Origin of the sequence: Nitrosospira lacus (assembly GCF_000355765.4) — a bacterium.
In the GTDB taxonomy this organism is placed as follows: Bacteria; Pseudomonadota; Gammaproteobacteria; order Burkholderiales; family Nitrosomonadaceae; genus Nitrosospira; species Nitrosospira lacus.
In genome coordinates, this window is sequence record NZ_CP021106.3 from 2,517,923 (window position 1) to 2,534,734 (window position 16,812).

The window sequence follows — 16,812 nt, forward strand, 5'->3', positions numbered from 1 at the left end:
GTTCAGGCCGACACGGTGATGGGTAAAGACGGCTCAGCGGCATCAAGTGCCTGCACATACAGGTTTCGATAGGAGGAAAACATCAGCTTGTCGTCATAGTAACGCTTCACGCGCTCAAGTCCTGCCTGTTGCGCCGCGCGCCAACGCGCAGTATTATTGAGCAACTCGAGCGCGGCTTTTGCCGCCCCTTCCGGATCCGCGATGAAAACCACGCTCCCCGCCGTGCCGAGCGCGCGGTCTTCCTCGCCGCTGCCCTCGATAAGCTCGCGGCACGAGCCCACATCCGTCGCCAGGCAAGGCACGCCGCTGGCAAATGCCTCCAGCAACACCAAAGGCAGTGCTTCGCTGATCGAAGTCAATACCATCAAACCCAGTTGCGGAAGAATTTCCGCCACGTTCTGGAAACCCAGGAATTTGACATGTTCCTTCAAACCGAGGCTGGTAACCAGTTCCTTGCACTCATTCACATACGACGGATCCTCATCTTCCGGACCAACAATCCAGCCGAGCGCGTCGGATCGCTCATTAACCAGCATCCGCATGGTTCGGATAAATGTTTTGATGTCCTTGATGGGCACCACGCGCCCGATCAATCCCAGGACCGGCGGAATACCGTCCGGACGTTTCTCGAGCGCAGCCTGATATCTTCGCAGATTGATGCCGTTGGTGATGACGCGCGTTCTTTCCGGCGCCGCGCCATCCGCAATCTGTCTCAAGCGGTTGCCTTCATACAAACTCACGATGGGCGATGCCTGCGCATAGGCCATGCGACCGATCTGCTCGTAGAATTTGATCCAGAGGCCACGGATATACCCCATTTCATCATGCAGGGTGTTGCATACATCATCGCTGTGATCATGAATCCATGTTGCCTGGGCCAGATCGATTTTTCGCTCTTTGGTATAGATGCCATGCTCGGTCAGCACAAACGGAATACCGCGCCGCAGACGAATCATCGCGCCCAGCAACCCGGCATAGCCGGTCGAAATGGCGTGTACAACCCGGACAGGCGGCAATTTGGCCGCGATACCCGCCAGGATGAACAGGGGCGCGTGCATGGCGCGTATGGCCCAGAAATAGTCGACGAATGAAGGTTCCGTGCAACGCTCCCGGTACTGTTGTGTAATGTAGTCCCACGAAGCCTCGCTATATAGAAAATCTTCCTCGCTGACACCTTCCGCGGAACCCAGCCCTGCGAATGCCTTTGCCATTGTCACGTTTGACAATTGAGTGGATTGCCGCATGTGCGCATGCAATTCCCCCATTTCCGAAAATGCCCGGCGATTGCCCTTGCGCGCGCGTGCTTTAAGAGATTTGTCAGGGTGCAGCAAATAGTGCGTTTCGACATGTGTTACGTTTGGCGGAAATTGATACTGCGGCGGGCCATACATTTTCTGGTCGCCGCCGATAAAGATGACGGCAAAACGGATTTCCGGCAAGCCGCTGATAATCTGGTGCACCCAGGCGGATACGCCCCCCCGGACATAGGGATAAGTGCCTTCGAGCAACAAGGCGATATCGGCCACCGTCTCGCCCGTCCGCGCTGTCCGCCCCTGTTGTTCAGTCCCTGTGCCGCCGCCATTATTCATGTGCCCCACCATACTTTTACCTGGGCCAGCTTGCTCCCCTTCTCGCCGGGCCGCTTGAGCGCCGCCAGATGACGCTTCACTTGCGGAAATTTCCGTTCACTGAAGGCTATTTCCGCCAGCCATGGCAGGATTTTTTGCTCATTGATGCCGCTGGCTTTTGCATGGGCAAAAGCGTTCTCCGCCCCCACGAGATCACCGGAATCCAGCAGGATCCGCCCGTATAACAGCCAACTGCTCCCATCAGGCCTGCCGGGAATGGAAGAAGCGGCAGGCCCGGCATCCGGCAGATCGAGCACCCGTTCCATATGGTGCCGCGCGGTCTGCAACCAATGCGCCCTGACCGCCCCTTGCGCCAGGCGGTGATACACCAGTTCCCAGCATAGCGCTGCAATCGTTTCATGATAGCTATTCTGCATACGAAGCGGAATATCCGGCAGCGCGTCGGTCAACGCCAGGATTCGTTCCGCCAGTTTTTTCTCGCTATCATCCTTCATGGCGTAAGCCAGCAATCGTACGTCATCCACCGGGTCGCGAGTTGCTTTCAACCACACCGTCATGGCCTCTCGTGGCGGCATATGCCGCGTCGCCATTACCGCCTTAAGCCGTTTCAAGGGTCGCACGGCGAAATGCACGATCTGGCGCAAGGCGCCCTGGCTATAGGGCGGAACCGGAAAAATGACAGGGGGTGAAAAGGGCAGCTCAGGCAATATGACAAGCTTCACATTGTGGGAGGAACGGTTGCGAGGACGCCTCAAGGCGCCGATGACGCTCCACGCCAAGCCCAGCGCACCAAGCACCGGCAGAATCCATAAAAAGATGAATAATAAACCCTGGCTTCTCCGCGCGGGCAGCTTGTAGCGGCGTGGCAGCAACCACCAGAAACCCTGCGCCAGATAATAGGATGAACCGGTATGTAATACGGCGGCGGCCGGCCAATAATTTGCATCCCACCAAAGCAGCAAGCCAGCCAGCAACTCCGCCACAACTCCCAACGGCATGGACAGGGGAGCCATCAGCGCGACTCCAGGGACCGAATCCGTTCTGGATCAATTTCATTGATGGACAGCAGCTCGCTCGTCACCTTCGCAAGGACGCCATCCGCCCGTTGCATCCATGCCTGCGTCTCCTCGGCACTGGTCAACGGCAGCATGATCCAGATGACTGGCTGTTCTTTATCCTGGGTCATGCAAATCACGTCGATAGCGCGGATCGATGACCTGAGTTTTTCGTAGGCCGCCATGACATCGGCACGCGCCCCCGACAATCGCAGGAGTGTTGCGTCGAGCTCGAATTCATCATGATCCCGGCGCACTCGCTCAAACGAAGCCATAAAACGCGCGACGGACGAAGTGGCCGCACCGAAACGAAGATGGTCAACGCCATGCGCGACAAGCACTGCGATAAGTTTCAGGTTATTTTCCTGAAACGCAAAAAATGGCATGGATCTCACCAGCAGCATGGCATGAATCTCCCCTGTTGAATCAGTCACCGGAACGGCAGCTAATAACTGGTTATGGTTCGCCGCGTTTTCCGTGACGTGGTTGACTGCCACCAGCTCGCCACTTTCGAGCGCGGTTTTCAATACAGGATCGTTGTCATCAAACGTAAAATCTTCCCCGATTCGGGCCAGAATCCTGGTTGTATCGATGCGATCGGCAGTTATGCCCACAATACCAGCCTGCGTCAGTGCGCCGTATTCCGCTACGAATTCGATGAGCTTTTGCAGTGAGGCTTGCGTAAGCCCATCGATCGCGCCAAGGGTGGATTGCAAGTGCATAATGCCTTCGCGCAATGAAAGTCCGCTATTCGCTACGGTTTGCTCAAGGCGGTCATGCGACAGGCGCAACAATTGATAATTGCGCGTAAATTCCTCAAGACGTTCCGCACGGTATTGATAGGCGCCTTCGAGCCGATGCAAACGGCGCCCCCACATGTCACGGAACTCTCCCGCCACCATCGCCACGACAACAACGCCAATCGCCCATGCCAGTGGAAACCCGGGCGCGGCTTGCCATTGCAGGTTAATGGCCACACCCAGTACCGCCAATATCAGCAATGCGCTCACAAAACCATAGACGAATCCATAACGCAGTCCGGCCAGCAGGGGCCCCAATACCGGCCAGGGGAAACCACCGCCCAACCGGAACGGATCCTCCTGCTGCTGTGTGATAAACGATGCCACGATCACGATCACGGTCAGCGCGATGGTTTCAAACCACCCGCCCCATGCCGACTCTGGATTGTTGACGTTAACGACTTCGATCCCTTCCAGCCAGGGTTTTTTCATGGCTTTGTCCGCTCCTGAGCCGGTATGGATGCAGCCTGTAACTCGCGAATTCTCGTCAAGGTTTGGCGGCAAATATCCAACTCATCATTTAAAACACTTTGATTCGGGGCCGCTTCTCCCGCCAGCCATCGGTTAGCCCGGTCAATATCATCCATGGACAACGGCAACGTGTTCTCGTCTCCGGGCTCGCCCGGCTTGCGCTGCAAGCGATTGGAAACCTCCGCCAATTGTGCTGATACAACTTGTTGGTTATTGCTTCTTACCGCATCAGCAAACGCTGTCCAGGCGGGCAGCCCAAGACGCTCGCGTTGACGCGTCAGCGCAAAGTGGCGGGCGTTATCCATGGGTTTTGTCAAACCCCAGCGCTCCTTTGTCGATTGCCATCTCTTTAATTCATCTGGATTGCCGGGCTGGGCCCGTTGATCTCTCAATCCCAGGAAATAGTCCGCCAGACGTGCGGGGTACCGCACTTCAGTTTCATTGGAATGCCGTAAAGCAAACATTTTCAGCGTGTTGAGCCGGACATGGTTGGCATTTGCGGGGCACCCTGCCCACTCCATATTATCGGCCAGTGTCAGTGTCCATAAGAAATCCCTGGGGCGGGTTGTCAGCGATCGCAGATACCACTCCGCCGCCTGCGTGGACTTGCCAAGCGTATGCTCCGCCGCCGCCAGCGCTTCCGCCAGAGGCGGATTTACGGCTGATTGACCACCCGATTGATTACGATAGGGTTGAACGAGTGCGTCAAGCGATGGATTGTCGACCGTTTTGTCCGACAGCAACAGCCAGATCATTGCCTCGGCAACTTCCGGATCGGGACCTCGCAGACGCAGGAGCTGGCGTAATGCATCGCGAGCCGCGTCCCGTTCCCCATTACCCATTTTGCGCATCGACTGGAAATACCAGTAGTCGGGTGCCTGCGCTGTCGCTGCCGCAGGCATCGCTTCCGCCAGCGATAGCCAATGCTCGAGTTCTTTCCAATTGCTTCGTTTCCACGAAAAATGCATGAGGCGTTGCAAATCTTCGATGCGCTGCAAGCGATCCCAGCCATAATGTGCAAGACGCTCGCTTTTTTTATCATCGCGGTGACGTATCGCCAACCGTTGCAGATTTTCGAGTATCTCCGCATCTTTGGGACGAAGAATCAGCGCCTTCTCATAGGCTTTTTCCGCATAGGCATCCTGACCCAGTTGCGTGGAAACGCTGGCCAGCAATAACCAGTATGCTTCCGCATAAGCGGGGTCGGGTGAATTGAAATCGCGAAGTAATTCAAAGCTTCTCTGCGCGTCGCCTGCTTCTTCATATAGCCGGGCCAGCTCCATTCTCTGCTGCCCCACTTGCTCAGTCGGCATTTCCTGATACACGGCGAGTGCCGCGCGGGTTTTACCTTGAAGGCGCAGCACCTGCGCGAGCGCTTTCAGCGTTTCCACGGGATTATTGAAACGTTCGGCGTGGCCGCGCAATTGCTGCTCCACATGAGCGGGTTGCTCAGTGGCAAGACCGGCGGTGACATAAGCCTCGGCTTCGGTGCCGGTCAACTTGCGGCGCACCATGACGGCCTCAAGCAGTTGCACCAGGGCTTTATGATCCGGTTTCGCCTGGGCCAGCGCAAAAGCACGTGTCTCCGCTTCATTGTCGGCGCGCGCGCGCGCAAAAGACAACCATAATGGCAGGGCCTCATCGGGCTGGGCATTCCAGTCATAGATACGCGCAATCAACCGCTGACGCTCACTCCCCGCGACCAGGGAGATTTTCAATTGTTCCATGCGTGCAAGACTTTCTTTCAACAGACCCAGTGACACCTGTAACCGCACGATACGCTCGGTGATCGTCCACTCACCAGGCGATAAATAACTCGCTTCTTCCAGCCACGCCAATGCCTGTTCGCGATCGGCAAGCGGCTCGGCGATATCGGCGGCAAGCAGAAAAAGCCCGGCATCCCCCTCGCCTTTCTCCTTAAGGCTGCCCAGCATCTGCCTCGCTGCCTTCAAAGCCTCCTTATCGATGCCTGCCTGAAGATAAGCGCGCAAACTGGATTTCGCGATAGCCATCTTCTTCTTCGCCGTTCGTTCAAGCGAAAAGGCCTTGAACAGATCTTGTGCAGCCAATCGGGGCTGATTTGCCGCGATACGCTGTTTCGCCGCGGAGGCCAGCCAGGCTGATTTTCTATCATCACTCTCATTCAATATGACAAGCAGCTGTTCGAAGGTTTCGGCGAGCACCGAAGGCTCGGCAAACTGCTCTGCCAATGTGATCACCTGATCCAGTTCCTTGTCATTGCGGGCAATGTGCAGCAGTGCGGGAATAAGCGCGGCAATGCGGGCACGCAGCGCTTCTTCGACATCTTTCGGAGGCTGTCTGTAGAGCTGCTGCAAGGCCAGCTTGAGCTCTGCCAGACGGATTTCGTAGCTCAGGCCGGATGCGGGGGCGCGCGTCAGCGGATCAATGGCGTGCGCCGCCTCATCCGTCATGCCGGCCTCCGTCAATACCTGTACCAATGACAGGCGCAACGGAGCATTGTCCGGATCGGACTGGACCAGAACGCGAAGATAGGCTACCGACAAGGCGTCCTTTGCCGACAAATTGGATGGATCCCTGAATGCCGGCTGGCGGGGGAATAATACCCAGAAAACGATTAAAAGCACCGCACTCATGAACATCAATGCGGGCGCATTCAGTAGGGATTCCCGCTGGGCTTCAACACGCAAGACTGAATTCCCCTGAAGCGTTTTTCTCAGGTATGACATAAATGGAATGAGAATTCCGTTGCCGGGAGGTCAATACCTCGCCATCCACCTTCAGCGCGCAGGACGTGGGAATTCCGAGCATCAAATCCCCCCGTGGCTCGAATAAAAATGTGGCGGAACCATCTGGATTGAGGTGCCATGATTTTAACGGCGCGCTGGCGTCGATCAGCCGCAAGGCCGAAGTGCCATCGCTCGCGGGTTGGAGGACGGCATGATTACGCGCGAGATGAATATAGCGGCTGGTTTCCCGGTCGGAATAGCCGACCACATCGGTGGAGATTTGAGGTGTCATTTCCGCGACGGGTAATCGCACCGTTCTGAGCGCATCTCCGAAAAGCAGCCAGTCGCCATTGAGATCGCGTGCAATACTCGCCGTCTGAAAGGCCCGCCCACGCTGGGCGTATTCATCGAGCCACACACTCAGCACATTTTCCGTGCGCTGCTCATCCGCGAGCCGATCGAGAAGTTCGGATCCGTTGGCGTGCAACATCGCATCGGCATGAAACGAAATGGACGAGGCACGCAAGCGGCGGGCGAGATTGAGTTGCCGGTTCCAATCGCTGATTTTTCCAAAATTCAGTGCCTCGCCATACCAGAGTTGAGCAAACAGCGGCTCGCCAATTAACGGTGTCAGCACTTGCGTGCCCCACTGAGTGGGCCGTAACGCCGGGGAAAGATCCGCAAAAGATAGCGGCCCGCTCTGCCAGTACAAGCCGCCTCCACCATAATGAGGTAATGCGCCTTTCTCGGCTGCCGCCAGCGCGGCGGGACCAGGCTTGCCGTCGCCGGGCCAGATAAGCAACAGAGGAGAATCGGGCGCAACTGATTGCATGAATTCAATGGTTCCCGCTGTCTCGCGTATCATCTCCGCTGCGTAACCTTCCATAAATACGCCATAACGATAAGGTTGCTGGTCCGCGTCGGTTTTTCCCTCGAATATTCCCCAGTAAAAGGGATGGCTATATGTATGGCTCGCCAATCGAACCTGCGGCATGGCGGCCAATTGCCTGATCTTGCCGCGCTGCTCATCATTGTTGACCTCAGCCTCGATCACGCCCAATGTTACCGGTGCCGTGTTCTTTTCGATCCATGCCTTCAGCCGATCAATGGCTTCAACACCCTGCTCGTCCCTGGCGAACAGACGGTCTCCACGCACCTCGATAATTCCCAGCCGACGGCCATTCTCCGTCGTCAGATCAAATACTGGCTGCTGTGCCGGCAAGCGCAGCGCAGCCGTGAAAAAAGAGAAAGGATCGAGCAGCCATTCATGCCGGCCCGACACCGTCTCGCTCATGATATGAGGATGCAATGCGTATCCTCCCCACGCGCCAACGGCAACCGGATGAAATACGTCGGCTCCGTCGTTCAACGTCAACCACGCTTCATGGTTATCGCGAACCCGGATATCCGGTGTACCGCTGCCCACGACGGGTGCTGTGCCTGGCCGGTTCAGGCGTTCATCGACGGCAGCCACCTTGAGCTTGTTTGTCGTGGGCTGCAGTTCTCCCAGATAATTGACCACGTTCCGGCACGCGGCGCCCGCTGGCAAATAACCCATGAACACCACCGGCAAACCCGCATCAACTTCAGATTTCAAGCGCGCGCAGATGCTGTCATAGCGGCCACGGCTATCTTCTGGCAGCCATGTGATAACACCGGCATAACGTCCGACCAGCGGTTCGATGGGCAACGGGAGCTGATCAATATACCAGTAGTCAAGCGCCAGCCCCAGATATTCCAGCGGCATCGCAGCATGCTTGAACAGCTCATGATCCATTTGCTGCGAAGGTGTGCCGTTTATGATGGCCAGCAGTTTGCGCGGAGCCAGACGGATGCGCCCCTGCCCAAGCCAGGTGAGATCACCGTTGGCGACCCATGGCATGAACCCGAGCTCGACGATTTGACGTGCCGTTTTTTCAGCTTCGGTCCAATTACCCGGCTCGACATAATCCAGCACGGTAACGGGCACATTAAATTCATCTTGCGCGCGCTTCAATTGCTTGAGAAGCCATTCCCTGTTTTCTTTCTTGGTCGGCGCATGCTTGCCGGTAACCGGATCGAAGCCGTGAAAAAGCGATTCCGCGACCATGCCATCAGCATATTGGGCGGCGCGGTCCAACACTTCGAAACCGCGATTGAGAATGAGCTTGCAACCGGGAAAGCGGCGTTTCACCTCCGCAAGCAGCGCAACCAGGCCTTTCTCTTGCTCCTCGCGCTGTTTGCCTTCACTCGTCACGATCAGATAGCTATCGACCGTATCGAGGAAAAACGCGCGGTAGCCGTCACGCCACAGGCGGCCGAAATGATGCTCCAGCAGATACTCGTGCCAGGCGGGATCATTCATGTTCATCACCAGGCTATTCCATGCGGGATTCACGCCAATCGACCATTTCGTTTTGATGCGCGGCATATCCTCGCTATTACGCGCAACTTCGCCGTATGATATATAGGCAAATATCAGCGAATCCAGGTTTAACAACGCTGCTTTCTCGTGGGGCAGGATCTGGCTCGGTTGAATGACAATCTGATCGAAATGGCGCAAGTCTTCCACCGGTGGACGGCTTCCGTAGTAGAACACAATGTCGCGGTGTTCCAGGGTATCGGCCAACACGGCGGAGGTCATGAATATGAACGGCAGCAATAGGAAACGGATGAGCAGCATTTCGCTTTTAAGCATTTTCAGTTTATTTCAAACACGCATCGGATGGATGACGAGTACACTCCTGGCATATCCTTGACAGGAATGGTCTGACGACACCCGCGCTGGGAGATAATCAACCGGCCAGCCACTTGTAGTCTTCTTGCCGGGCGATGTTACCCGCGTAGCATGATATCGGGTCTTAGCGGTTCCCGCTCATGCGTAAAGACAGCCGGTCGCCGGACATTAATTACCCGGGCAGAGAGTTTGTTATCAATTCGCCCCCATTTTCAGGGTTGCCCCCGAGGGTCCGCTGCATGGGATGAACAAAGCATTCATAAAACGTGGTTCCAGCAGCTAATGATGTACTGAATAGGGTAGCGGCATCATCTCCAGCATGGGACCATCCAAGGACATCCAATAAATTTTACCGGTCTCGATACTCCTTGTCTGTACCACCGCTAACACATCAAACCCTCCGTCAGGTGCAGGAGCGGCATTGACTATCATGCCGCTTGACTGTTCCCCCATATCGGCGCTGAACAATTCATCTCCCGCTTCAATGGACGTTTCCGACGGTGGCTGGATATTGGCAAGGACCATGCGGCGTTTGATTTTTCCCAGATACTGGGTACGGGCGACAATCTCCTGACCGGGATAACAGCCCTTCTGGAAGCTTATCCCGCCGATGGCATCCAGATTCGCCATTTGCGGTACGAATTGTTCTTGTGTCGGCGTGGTGATCATGGGAATACCGGCTTTGATTTCCAGCCAATCCCAACAGGATGATCCCACCGGCCGGGCATCTTTCCTCCAGCGCTCCCACACGGTTTGTGCCTGCTCGGCGGGCATGATGAGCTCAAAACGGTCTTGTGCAAGACGGATGATGCTTCCCGCCTGAACATGAGTCACTTCGAGTGGAGATCCTGGAATCTCACCCGGAATTTCCCGCATTAGCGTCTCGGCATGTGCTCCCGCCACGCCGATGCGCACCAGCACGTCACTACTGTCGGTCAGCCTGGCTCTGGCGCGCAGGACATACATGGACAGACGCTTCTGAATGGCTGCCCGCAACGCCGACGGCAATTGCATGGCATAGCCCCCGTTGTCGTGCCACATCAGGAAACTTGCTAGCATCCTGCCCTTTGGGTTGCAATAACTTCCATAGAGCGCGGTGGAGCGGATGGCGGAGGGGCTGATCGCCCTGATATCGCAACTCACCTGCCCCTGAAGAAAAGATTGCGCGTCCTCACCCGAAAAATGAATCAGGCCAAAATGCGACAGATCAGCAAGCACCGTGTCCGACCTGACACTTGCCAGCTCCGCGGCGGCATCACCAAAGCTGACAATGCGGCCATCCTGGATGATGGCGTTGCAGTTTTGCAGATAAAATTGCCATGCGGGGTTCATGCGAATCAAGGCCGGCTGGTAAATGAGAATCAATGGGGGGATTATACGGCCAACGTGCATCCCGAATAAACCGCTAATTGCCTGAAATGAGATAATCGGATCATGGCTGCCTCCTCATCACCCACTCCCCCTTTGCTGATTATCCAGCTGCAGCCTTCCATGCGCCTTGCCGTGATACTGGGTCTTGCCCATTTTTCCGCTATCGGGCTATTGTGGCCGCTGATGCTGCCTGCGGCAGCCAAGCTGATGGGCAGCGCTATTCTGATACTCAGCCTTTTTTTCCATTTAAGGCGTTACGCATTGCTACGCTCACCGGCATCGGTGACAGGGCTCGAACTATCGGACGAAATGATCTGTACGCTCGAACTGCGGCGCGGGGAACGAATTGCCTGCAGCGTGCTCGGCAGCAGTTTTGTCGCGCCTTATCTCACGGTCATCGAACTGAGGGCGCTGAAAATCCTGGCGTCCGGGGAATCCATGTCATCCCTGACTCCTTCCGGTCTCCTGACTCCCCGCCCGCCAGCGCGAATATTCTCCGGGCGCAGCGTAGCGATTCTGCCGGACGGAATAGACGCGGAGACATTCAGGCAGTTGCGAGTAATGCTGCGGTGGAAATGGAAAGATCCGGAATGAGACAGCAACCCGTCTCATTCCGGAATTATGAGTCTGCTATCCCAGCTTGATGCAGGTTAATTCCTTTGAATGTGCTCAAAAATTCCACCCTTGGCAAAATGTGTTTTCTGGGCTTGCTGCCAGCCGCCGGCAACCTCTTCCAGGGTGAACAGTTCCAGCGCAGGGAATTGACTTGCATACTTGGCCTCCGCCTGCGCATCACGCGGGCGGTAATAGTGCTTGCCCGCAATCTCCTGGGCCTGGGGAGTGTAGAGATAATCGATATAAGCGGTGGTCACTTCACGCGCGCCGTTCCCGTCAGCCACCGCGCTCACAACGCTGACCGCGGGTTCGGCCACTATAGACATGGATGGCGTGACAATTTCAAATTTTTCCGCACCTTCTGCGCTGGCTTGGCGGATCAGCAGATGAGCTTCATTCTCCCACACCAGCAGTACGTCCCCGATCCCTCGCTCGATGAAGTCAGTGGGTGCGGGCGATCTGATATGAGCGAACAATTTCCTGACGAATTCAAGCGCAGCCGCTTCGCCGCCGTCCGGCTGCCTGAACGCATACTCCCATGCCGCCAGGTAATTCCAGCGGCCGTTGTCAGAAATCTTCGGATTGGGCGTAACCACTTCTATATCCGGACGCAGGAGATCGTTCCAGTCGATCAGTTTCTTTGGATTTCCCTTGCGCACCAGAAACACAATGGTCGAAGTATAGGGCGAGGCATGCACTGAGAAGTTGGGCATGTTTTGCGGTAGGGTTTGATTCCAGGCAGGAGCAATGAACCGGTTTTTTTCGCGCAGCTTACCCACATCGTAAGACAGGGCAAGAGTTGGAATATTGAGTCCATCCAGCACAGCGCGTATCGGTTTCCCCGATTTGCTCCGGGCGAGGCCAATGCTGATATCCACACCGGAGCGGGCTTTCCAGTGGGTGGCGAATGCCTCATTCAAATCCGCATACAGCTCGCGGGCGGGATCGTGAGCGGAAACAGGAGAGAATGTCTGCAATGCAGCATACGCGGCACCCAGGCTGACCAAGGATATCAATACGATAACAGCGATATGGGATTTGTGGGATTTAATGAAAGCCATTTTGATTTCCTCCAATGCTGATAATCAGAAAAGAAATCTAACACTCATCTTCCCCGCATCAAACCAAGAAAATGTGCATAGCTTATCAGGCGGACTCCGAATAAATCCCGCACCACATATCGGTTCCACATTCCCTGTTTTGGACGGCCAAATTGTAAGCCTTACCTTACTTATCCATAAAAGAGATAAGTAAATGAAATGTTATTGGTTCCCTGCAAAACGCGTAGCTGGTAACTTTAACGCGTGGTTATCTTCTCCTTTGTTTCGATTCGTGGCGCCGGCCATTGGCTGGCGCCCTTTTTTTCCTGAGACCACCAAAACCCGTGGAAACCTACGCGCGAGTCCATCGCCAGATACATCGAATTGCGCTTTCAAGGTAAGGAAAACCGCAAATTCAATGAATTTCCGCATAAAAAATTCAAAATAAAAGAAATTTATATACTTATTTAATATAACCTAATAATAATCTGCTATATATAGTAGCTTGCATTGCTTCATTCGGGCATCAACATTATCTACACACTCAACAAAGGAGAATGAAATGGCGGATATTCATCAAGGACACACAGCGCTGGGAGACGTGGCGGCACGCACGCTTGCCAATGCCACTAAAACCGTTCCTCAACTGCGGCTTATTACGCCACGCTGGCTTGTTCACGTGCTCCACTGGGTGCCGGTCGAGGCCGGTATCTACCGTGTAAACAAGGTAAAGGACCCAGATAGGATTGAAGTGGATTGCTCCAACAAGGACGAACGCGAACTGCCCACTACTTTTGTGGATTACGAGGAATGGGGACGGGAATATGTGTTGAGCGCGGTCAATACCGTAGTAGACGTGCATACTCGAGTTTCCGATCTGTATAGCAGTCCGCACAACCAGATTCACGAGCAGGTTCGCCTGACTATTGAAATTGTGAAGGAGCGCCAAGAAAGAGAGTTGTTGAATAACAAGGAATATGGCCTGCTCAATAATGTAAATGACTTCATGAGAATAAAAACGCGGTCGGGTCCACCCACTCCGGATGATCTGGACGATCTGATTGCACGCGTCTGGAAAGAGCCTGGTTTCTTTCTGGCACACCCGCAGGCAATCGCCGCGTTTGGACGCGAATGTACGCTCCGTGGCGTACCGCCTCCAACCGTGACCATGTTTGGCTCGCAGTTTCTCACCTGGCGCGGTCTCCCCCTCATTCCTTGCGACAAGATTGATGTGGTCAAGGGCAAGACTTCCATCCTGTTGCTGCGCACCGGGGAAAGCCGTCAGGGCGTTGTCGGACTCTATCAACCGGGACTGGCGGGCGAACAAGGCATGGGGCTCTCGGTGCGTTTCATGGGCATCAATCATCAAGCCATCGCTTCCTACCTGATTTCCTTGTATTGCTCGCTGGCAGTATTGACCGAAGACGCCGTCGGCATGCTCGAAAATGTCGATGTGGGCAAATATCATGAGTACAAGTAATCGACCAGAGCTGGGAGAAACTTCGGGTGGTACGCCGGGCTATCTTCCCGATATCGGGGAACTTACGCGCATGGTGAATGAGATGTTTTCCACTCCGCCAGGCATGGAACGCGTTTCCGCATACCCTTCCAGCGTTCCTTCCGGTATTTCTTCCGGAATGAGGGCCGGAATTCCTGCCTGGTCCTCTTCCGAAGTTCCCTACGAGGTTCCACATTCGGCAGCTGCGGCGCCAAATCCGAGATCCATGGCGCCATCCGAGGCTCCTTCGACGGTTCCCTACGGAGCCTTACATCCGGCAGCAACCGCGCCAGATCCGAAATCCGTGATGCCTTCGGCGGCGCCTCTGGGATCTTACTATACCGCTCCCTATTCAGCGGGAACAGCCCAGGCCCTGAAAATTCCGGCGCTCGGCGTGGATCTTCCCTACGCCGATACGTTTGCGGCATTCTCGCTGCCGCTTCCCCCGGAACTGAATGATCCGCCCACCTTTTTGCCATCTGGCATACCCAGCATAAGCGCCGCTTCATCCGCTGGTACAGGCGCATTGCCCGTCAATTCGGCTGGCGCGCCGCCGTTCTATTTCCTGGACGAGGCTATGCCGTTTGGCGGTGGTGCCCGCACGGGGCAAATGTCGGCGATTGTCTCGGCACACCCCGCGTTTGACGCCAACGCCGTGCGGCGCGACTTTCCAATCCTTAGGGAACGGGTGCATGGCCGCCCTCTGATCTGGCTGGATAATGCCGCCACCACGCAGAAACCCCAATCTGTCATCGATCGCCTCACCTACTTCTACCAGCACGAAAACTCCAATATCCACCGCGCGGCGCATGAACTGGCAGCACGCGCCACCGATGCTTACGAGGAGTCGCGGGAGAAGGTACGCCGCTTCCTCAACGCCCCGTCCGCCGATGAGATTATTTTCCTCAGAGGGACGACCGAGGCGATCAATCTTGTTGCGCAGAGCTGGGGCCGGCAAAATGTCAACGAAGGGGACGAAGTCGTCATCACCTGGCTGGAACACCATGCCAATATCGTGCCGTGGCAGCAACTATGCAACGAAAAAGGTGCGAAACTGCGTGTGGCGCCGGTGGATGACGATGGCCAGATATTGCTCGATGAATATCAGAAACTGCTCGGCTCGCGCACCAAGCTGGTATCGCTCTCGCACGTTTCCAATGCGCTGGGCACCATAACACCGGCGCGCCAGATGATTGAAATGGCGCACCGCGTGGGTGCCCGCGTGCTGGTGGATGGCGCGCAGTCGGTCTCGCACATGCGGGTAGACGTGCAGCAACTCGATTGCGACTGGTTTGCTTTCTCGGGCCACAAGGTGTTCGGTCCGACCGGCATCGGCGCCCTGTTCGGCAAACTGGAGTTGCTCAATACCTCTCCACCTTGGCAAGGCGGCGGCAACATGATCCAGGATGTTACCTTTGAGAAGACGTCATACAATGCCGCACCCGCGCGTTTTGAAGCTGGAACCGGCAATATCGCCGACGCGGTGGGGCTGGGCGCCGCGATCGACTATGTGGAACGCGTGGGTATCGACAACATAAGCCGTTACGAGCACGACCTGATGGCCTATGCAACACGGGGTCTCAATAGCGTCCCGGGTCTGCGGCTTATCGGAACCGCACCGGACAAGGCGGGAGTATTGTCGTTTGCGCTGAAGGGATTCGCCACTGAAGAGGTCGGTGAAGCCCTGAATCGGGAAGGCATTGCGGTGCGCGCCGGTCATCACTGCGCGCAGCCTATCCTGCGGCGTTTTGGCTATGAAAGTACGGTGCGTCCGTCATTGGCGCTGTATAATACTTATGCGGACGTTGATACGCTGGTCGCTGCGCTGAAGCGGCTGCAAGGCGGCCGCTACAATTATTGAAATAGCGGGTATTCAGAAAGTGGATGAAGCCTGCCCATAGGATGGTTTGGGGCAGGCTTCCTTTATTCATGCATTCGAGCCCAGGCATAAAATAATCCCGGATAATAGAGTTTATTAGCCCCATGAACTTTCAGCAGCTACGCATCATCCACGAAACAGTCCGGCAGAACTACAATCTTACCGAAGCGGCAAATGCCTTGTTTACGTCGCAATCGGGTGTCAGCAAGCACATAAAAGATCTGGAAGATGAATTGGGCATCGAACTGTTCGTCCGCAAGGGCAGACGGCTGCTCGGATTGACCGACCCCGGCAAGGAACTGGTGGAGATTGTCGAGCGGATTCTGCTTGACGCAAAAAACGTCAAGCGCTTGGCGGAACAATTCAGCAATAAGGATCAGGGACGTCTGACCATCGCGACCACGCATACACAAGCGCGGTATGCATTACCTTCCGTGGTAACGCGATTCAAGAAGGCATTTCCCAACGTTCATCTCATCCTGCATCAGTCCAGCCCCGGTGAGATTGTATCGATGCTGCTCGATGGCGTCGCCGATATCGGCATCGCCACCGAAGCACTGGAGAGCGTTGTGGAACTGGCGTCTTTTCCCTATTACTCCTGGCATCACGCAGTCATAGTGCCGCCCGGCCATCCGCTGGAATCAGCGCATCCACTCACACTCGAAGCGATCGCCGAATTCCCCGTCATTACCTATCATGAAGGTTTTACCGGGCGGTCAGGAATAGACGAGACCTTCGCGAAGGCGGGGATTGTACTCGATATCGCGATGTCGGCCCTGGACGCCGACGTTATCAAAACCTACGTTGAACTCGGACTGGGGGTGGGTCTCGTAGCCTCGATGGCGTTCAATCCGGTGCGGGATACGCAGCTCCACCTGCTCGACAGTTCGCACCTGTTCCAGAAAAATACCACGAATATTTCTGTCAGGCGCGGCCACTATCTGCGCGGGTATGCCTACCGCTTCATCGAGCTTTGCCTGCCATCGCTGACCGAGGCAGCAATCCGCTCAGGCGTCAAACCCGAGGTGGACGTGGAACTCGACGACTGAGTTCGCTCTTTGGCACGGGAC

The 16,812-nt window shown here is 55.7% G+C and carries 11 protein-coding genes; 4 read left to right on the forward strand and 7 right to left on the reverse strand.

Features of this window, described 5'->3' with window-relative positions; genetic code table 11:
• Nucleotides 1-2: 2 nt before the first annotated feature.
• From pelF to ygfZ, 6 genes are all read right to left on the reverse strand, one after another.
• On the reverse strand, nucleotides 3-1,601 hold the full coding sequence (pelF, locus tag EBAPG3_RS11430) for a GT4 family glycosyltransferase PelF (RefSeq protein ID WP_004174776.1): 1,599 nt from the start codon (nucleotides 1,599-1,601) through the stop codon (nucleotides 3-5).
• On the reverse strand, nucleotides 1,586-2,602 hold the full coding sequence (locus tag EBAPG3_RS11435) for a hypothetical protein (RefSeq protein ID WP_004174778.1): 1,017 nt from the start codon (nucleotides 2,600-2,602) through the stop codon (nucleotides 1,586-1,588). The genes pelF and EBAPG3_RS11435 overlap by 16 nt, the downstream gene beginning before the upstream one ends.
• On the reverse strand, nucleotides 2,602-3,876 hold the full coding sequence (locus tag EBAPG3_RS11440; RefSeq protein WP_004174779.1) for a PelD GGDEF domain-containing protein: 1,275 nt from the start codon (nucleotides 3,874-3,876) through the stop codon (nucleotides 2,602-2,604). Before EBAPG3_RS11440 ends, EBAPG3_RS11435 begins: the two co-directional genes overlap by 1 nt.
• Complete coding sequence (locus EBAPG3_RS11445) at nucleotides 3,873-6,623, reverse strand: tetratricopeptide repeat protein (RefSeq protein WP_227869206.1); 2,751 nt, start codon at nucleotides 6,621-6,623, stop codon at nucleotides 3,873-3,875. Before EBAPG3_RS11445 ends, EBAPG3_RS11440 begins: the two co-directional genes overlap by 4 nt.
• Nucleotides 6,574-9,300 (reverse strand): endo alpha-1,4 polygalactosaminidase, encoded by a 2,727-nt coding sequence (locus tag EBAPG3_RS11450; RefSeq protein WP_151898940.1) that lies wholly within the window; start codon nucleotides 9,298-9,300, stop codon nucleotides 6,574-6,576. Before EBAPG3_RS11450 ends, EBAPG3_RS11445 begins: the two co-directional genes overlap by 50 nt.
• Before the next feature lie 318 nt (nucleotides 9,301-9,618).
• Nucleotides 9,619-10,671, reverse strand: coding sequence for a CAF17-like 4Fe-4S cluster assembly/insertion protein YgfZ (gene ygfZ / locus EBAPG3_RS11455; RefSeq protein WP_004174782.1), 1,053 nt, complete (start codon nucleotides 10,669-10,671; stop codon nucleotides 9,619-9,621).
• Between the two features lie 102 nt (nucleotides 10,672-10,773).
• Here ygfZ and EBAPG3_RS11460 point away from each other — a divergent pair, with 102 nt between their 5' ends.
• A complete protein-coding gene (locus tag EBAPG3_RS11460) occupies nucleotides 10,774-11,304 on the forward strand; it encodes a protein YgfX (RefSeq protein ID WP_151898941.1) in 531 nt (176 codons plus the stop codon).
• A gap of 56 nt (nucleotides 11,305-11,360) precedes the next feature.
• Here the strand turns inward: EBAPG3_RS11460 and EBAPG3_RS11465 are convergent, their stop codons facing one another.
• Complete coding sequence (locus EBAPG3_RS11465; protein ID WP_004174788.1) at nucleotides 11,361-12,386, reverse strand: sulfate ABC transporter substrate-binding protein; 1,026 nt, start codon at nucleotides 12,384-12,386, stop codon at nucleotides 11,361-11,363.
• Nucleotides 12,387-12,927: 541 nt separating this feature from the next.
• On the opposite strand from EBAPG3_RS11465, the gene EBAPG3_RS11470 reads away from it, so the two are divergent.
• The 3 genes from EBAPG3_RS11470 to EBAPG3_RS11480 all read left to right on the forward strand — a co-directional run bounded on the left by EBAPG3_RS11470 (nucleotide 12,928) and on the right by EBAPG3_RS11480 (nucleotide 16,791).
• Nucleotides 12,928-13,845, forward strand: coding sequence for a family 2A encapsulin nanocompartment shell protein (locus EBAPG3_RS11470; RefSeq protein WP_004177434.1), 918 nt, complete (start codon nucleotides 12,928-12,930; stop codon nucleotides 13,843-13,845).
• On the forward strand, nucleotides 13,832-15,724 hold the full coding sequence (locus EBAPG3_RS11475) for a family 2A encapsulin nanocompartment cargo protein cysteine desulfurase (protein WP_040852088.1): 1,893 nt from the start codon (nucleotides 13,832-13,834) through the stop codon (nucleotides 15,722-15,724). Before EBAPG3_RS11470 ends, EBAPG3_RS11475 begins: the two co-directional genes overlap by 14 nt.
• A gap of 122 nt (nucleotides 15,725-15,846) precedes the next feature.
• On the forward strand, nucleotides 15,847-16,791 hold the full coding sequence (locus tag EBAPG3_RS11480) for a CysB family HTH-type transcriptional regulator (RefSeq protein ID WP_004177436.1): 945 nt from the start codon (nucleotides 15,847-15,849) through the stop codon (nucleotides 16,789-16,791).
• Nucleotides 16,792-16,812: the final 21 nt, after the last annotated feature.

Bases quoted from the DNA above. Each gene is read 5' to 3' on its own strand.
- pelF (WP_004174776.1), bottom strand. From the start codon at position 1,601: ATGGTGGGGCACATGAATAATGGCGGCGGCACAGGGACTGAACAACAG.
- EBAPG3_RS11435 (WP_004174778.1), bottom strand. From the start codon at position 2,602: ATGGCTCCCCTGTCCATGCCGTTGGGAGTTGTGGCGGAGTTGCTGGCT.
- EBAPG3_RS11440 (WP_004174779.1), bottom strand. From the start codon at position 3,876: ATGAAAAAACCCTGGCTGGAAGGGATCGAAGTCGTTAACGTCAACAAT.
- EBAPG3_RS11445 (WP_227869206.1), bottom strand. From the start codon at position 6,623: ATGTCATACCTGAGAAAAACGCTTCAGGGGAATTCAGTCTTGCGTGTT.
- EBAPG3_RS11450 (WP_151898940.1), bottom strand. From the start codon at position 9,300: ATGCTTAAAAGCGAAATGCTGCTCATCCGTTTCCTATTGCTGCCGTTC.
- ygfZ (WP_004174782.1), bottom strand. From the start codon at position 10,671: ATGAACCCCGCATGGCAATTTTATCTGCAAAACTGCAACGCCATCATC.
- EBAPG3_RS11460 (WP_151898941.1), top strand. From the start codon at position 10,774: ATGGCTGCCTCCTCATCACCCACTCCCCCTTTGCTGATTATCCAGCTG.
- EBAPG3_RS11465 (WP_004174788.1), bottom strand. From the start codon at position 12,386: ATGGCTTTCATTAAATCCCACAAATCCCATATCGCTGTTATCGTATTG.
- EBAPG3_RS11470 (WP_004177434.1), top strand. From the start codon at position 12,928: ATGGCGGATATTCATCAAGGACACACAGCGCTGGGAGACGTGGCGGCA.
- EBAPG3_RS11475 (WP_040852088.1), top strand. From the start codon at position 13,832: ATGAGTACAAGTAATCGACCAGAGCTGGGAGAAACTTCGGGTGGTACG.
- EBAPG3_RS11480 (WP_004177436.1), top strand. From the start codon at position 15,847: ATGAACTTTCAGCAGCTACGCATCATCCACGAAACAGTCCGGCAGAAC.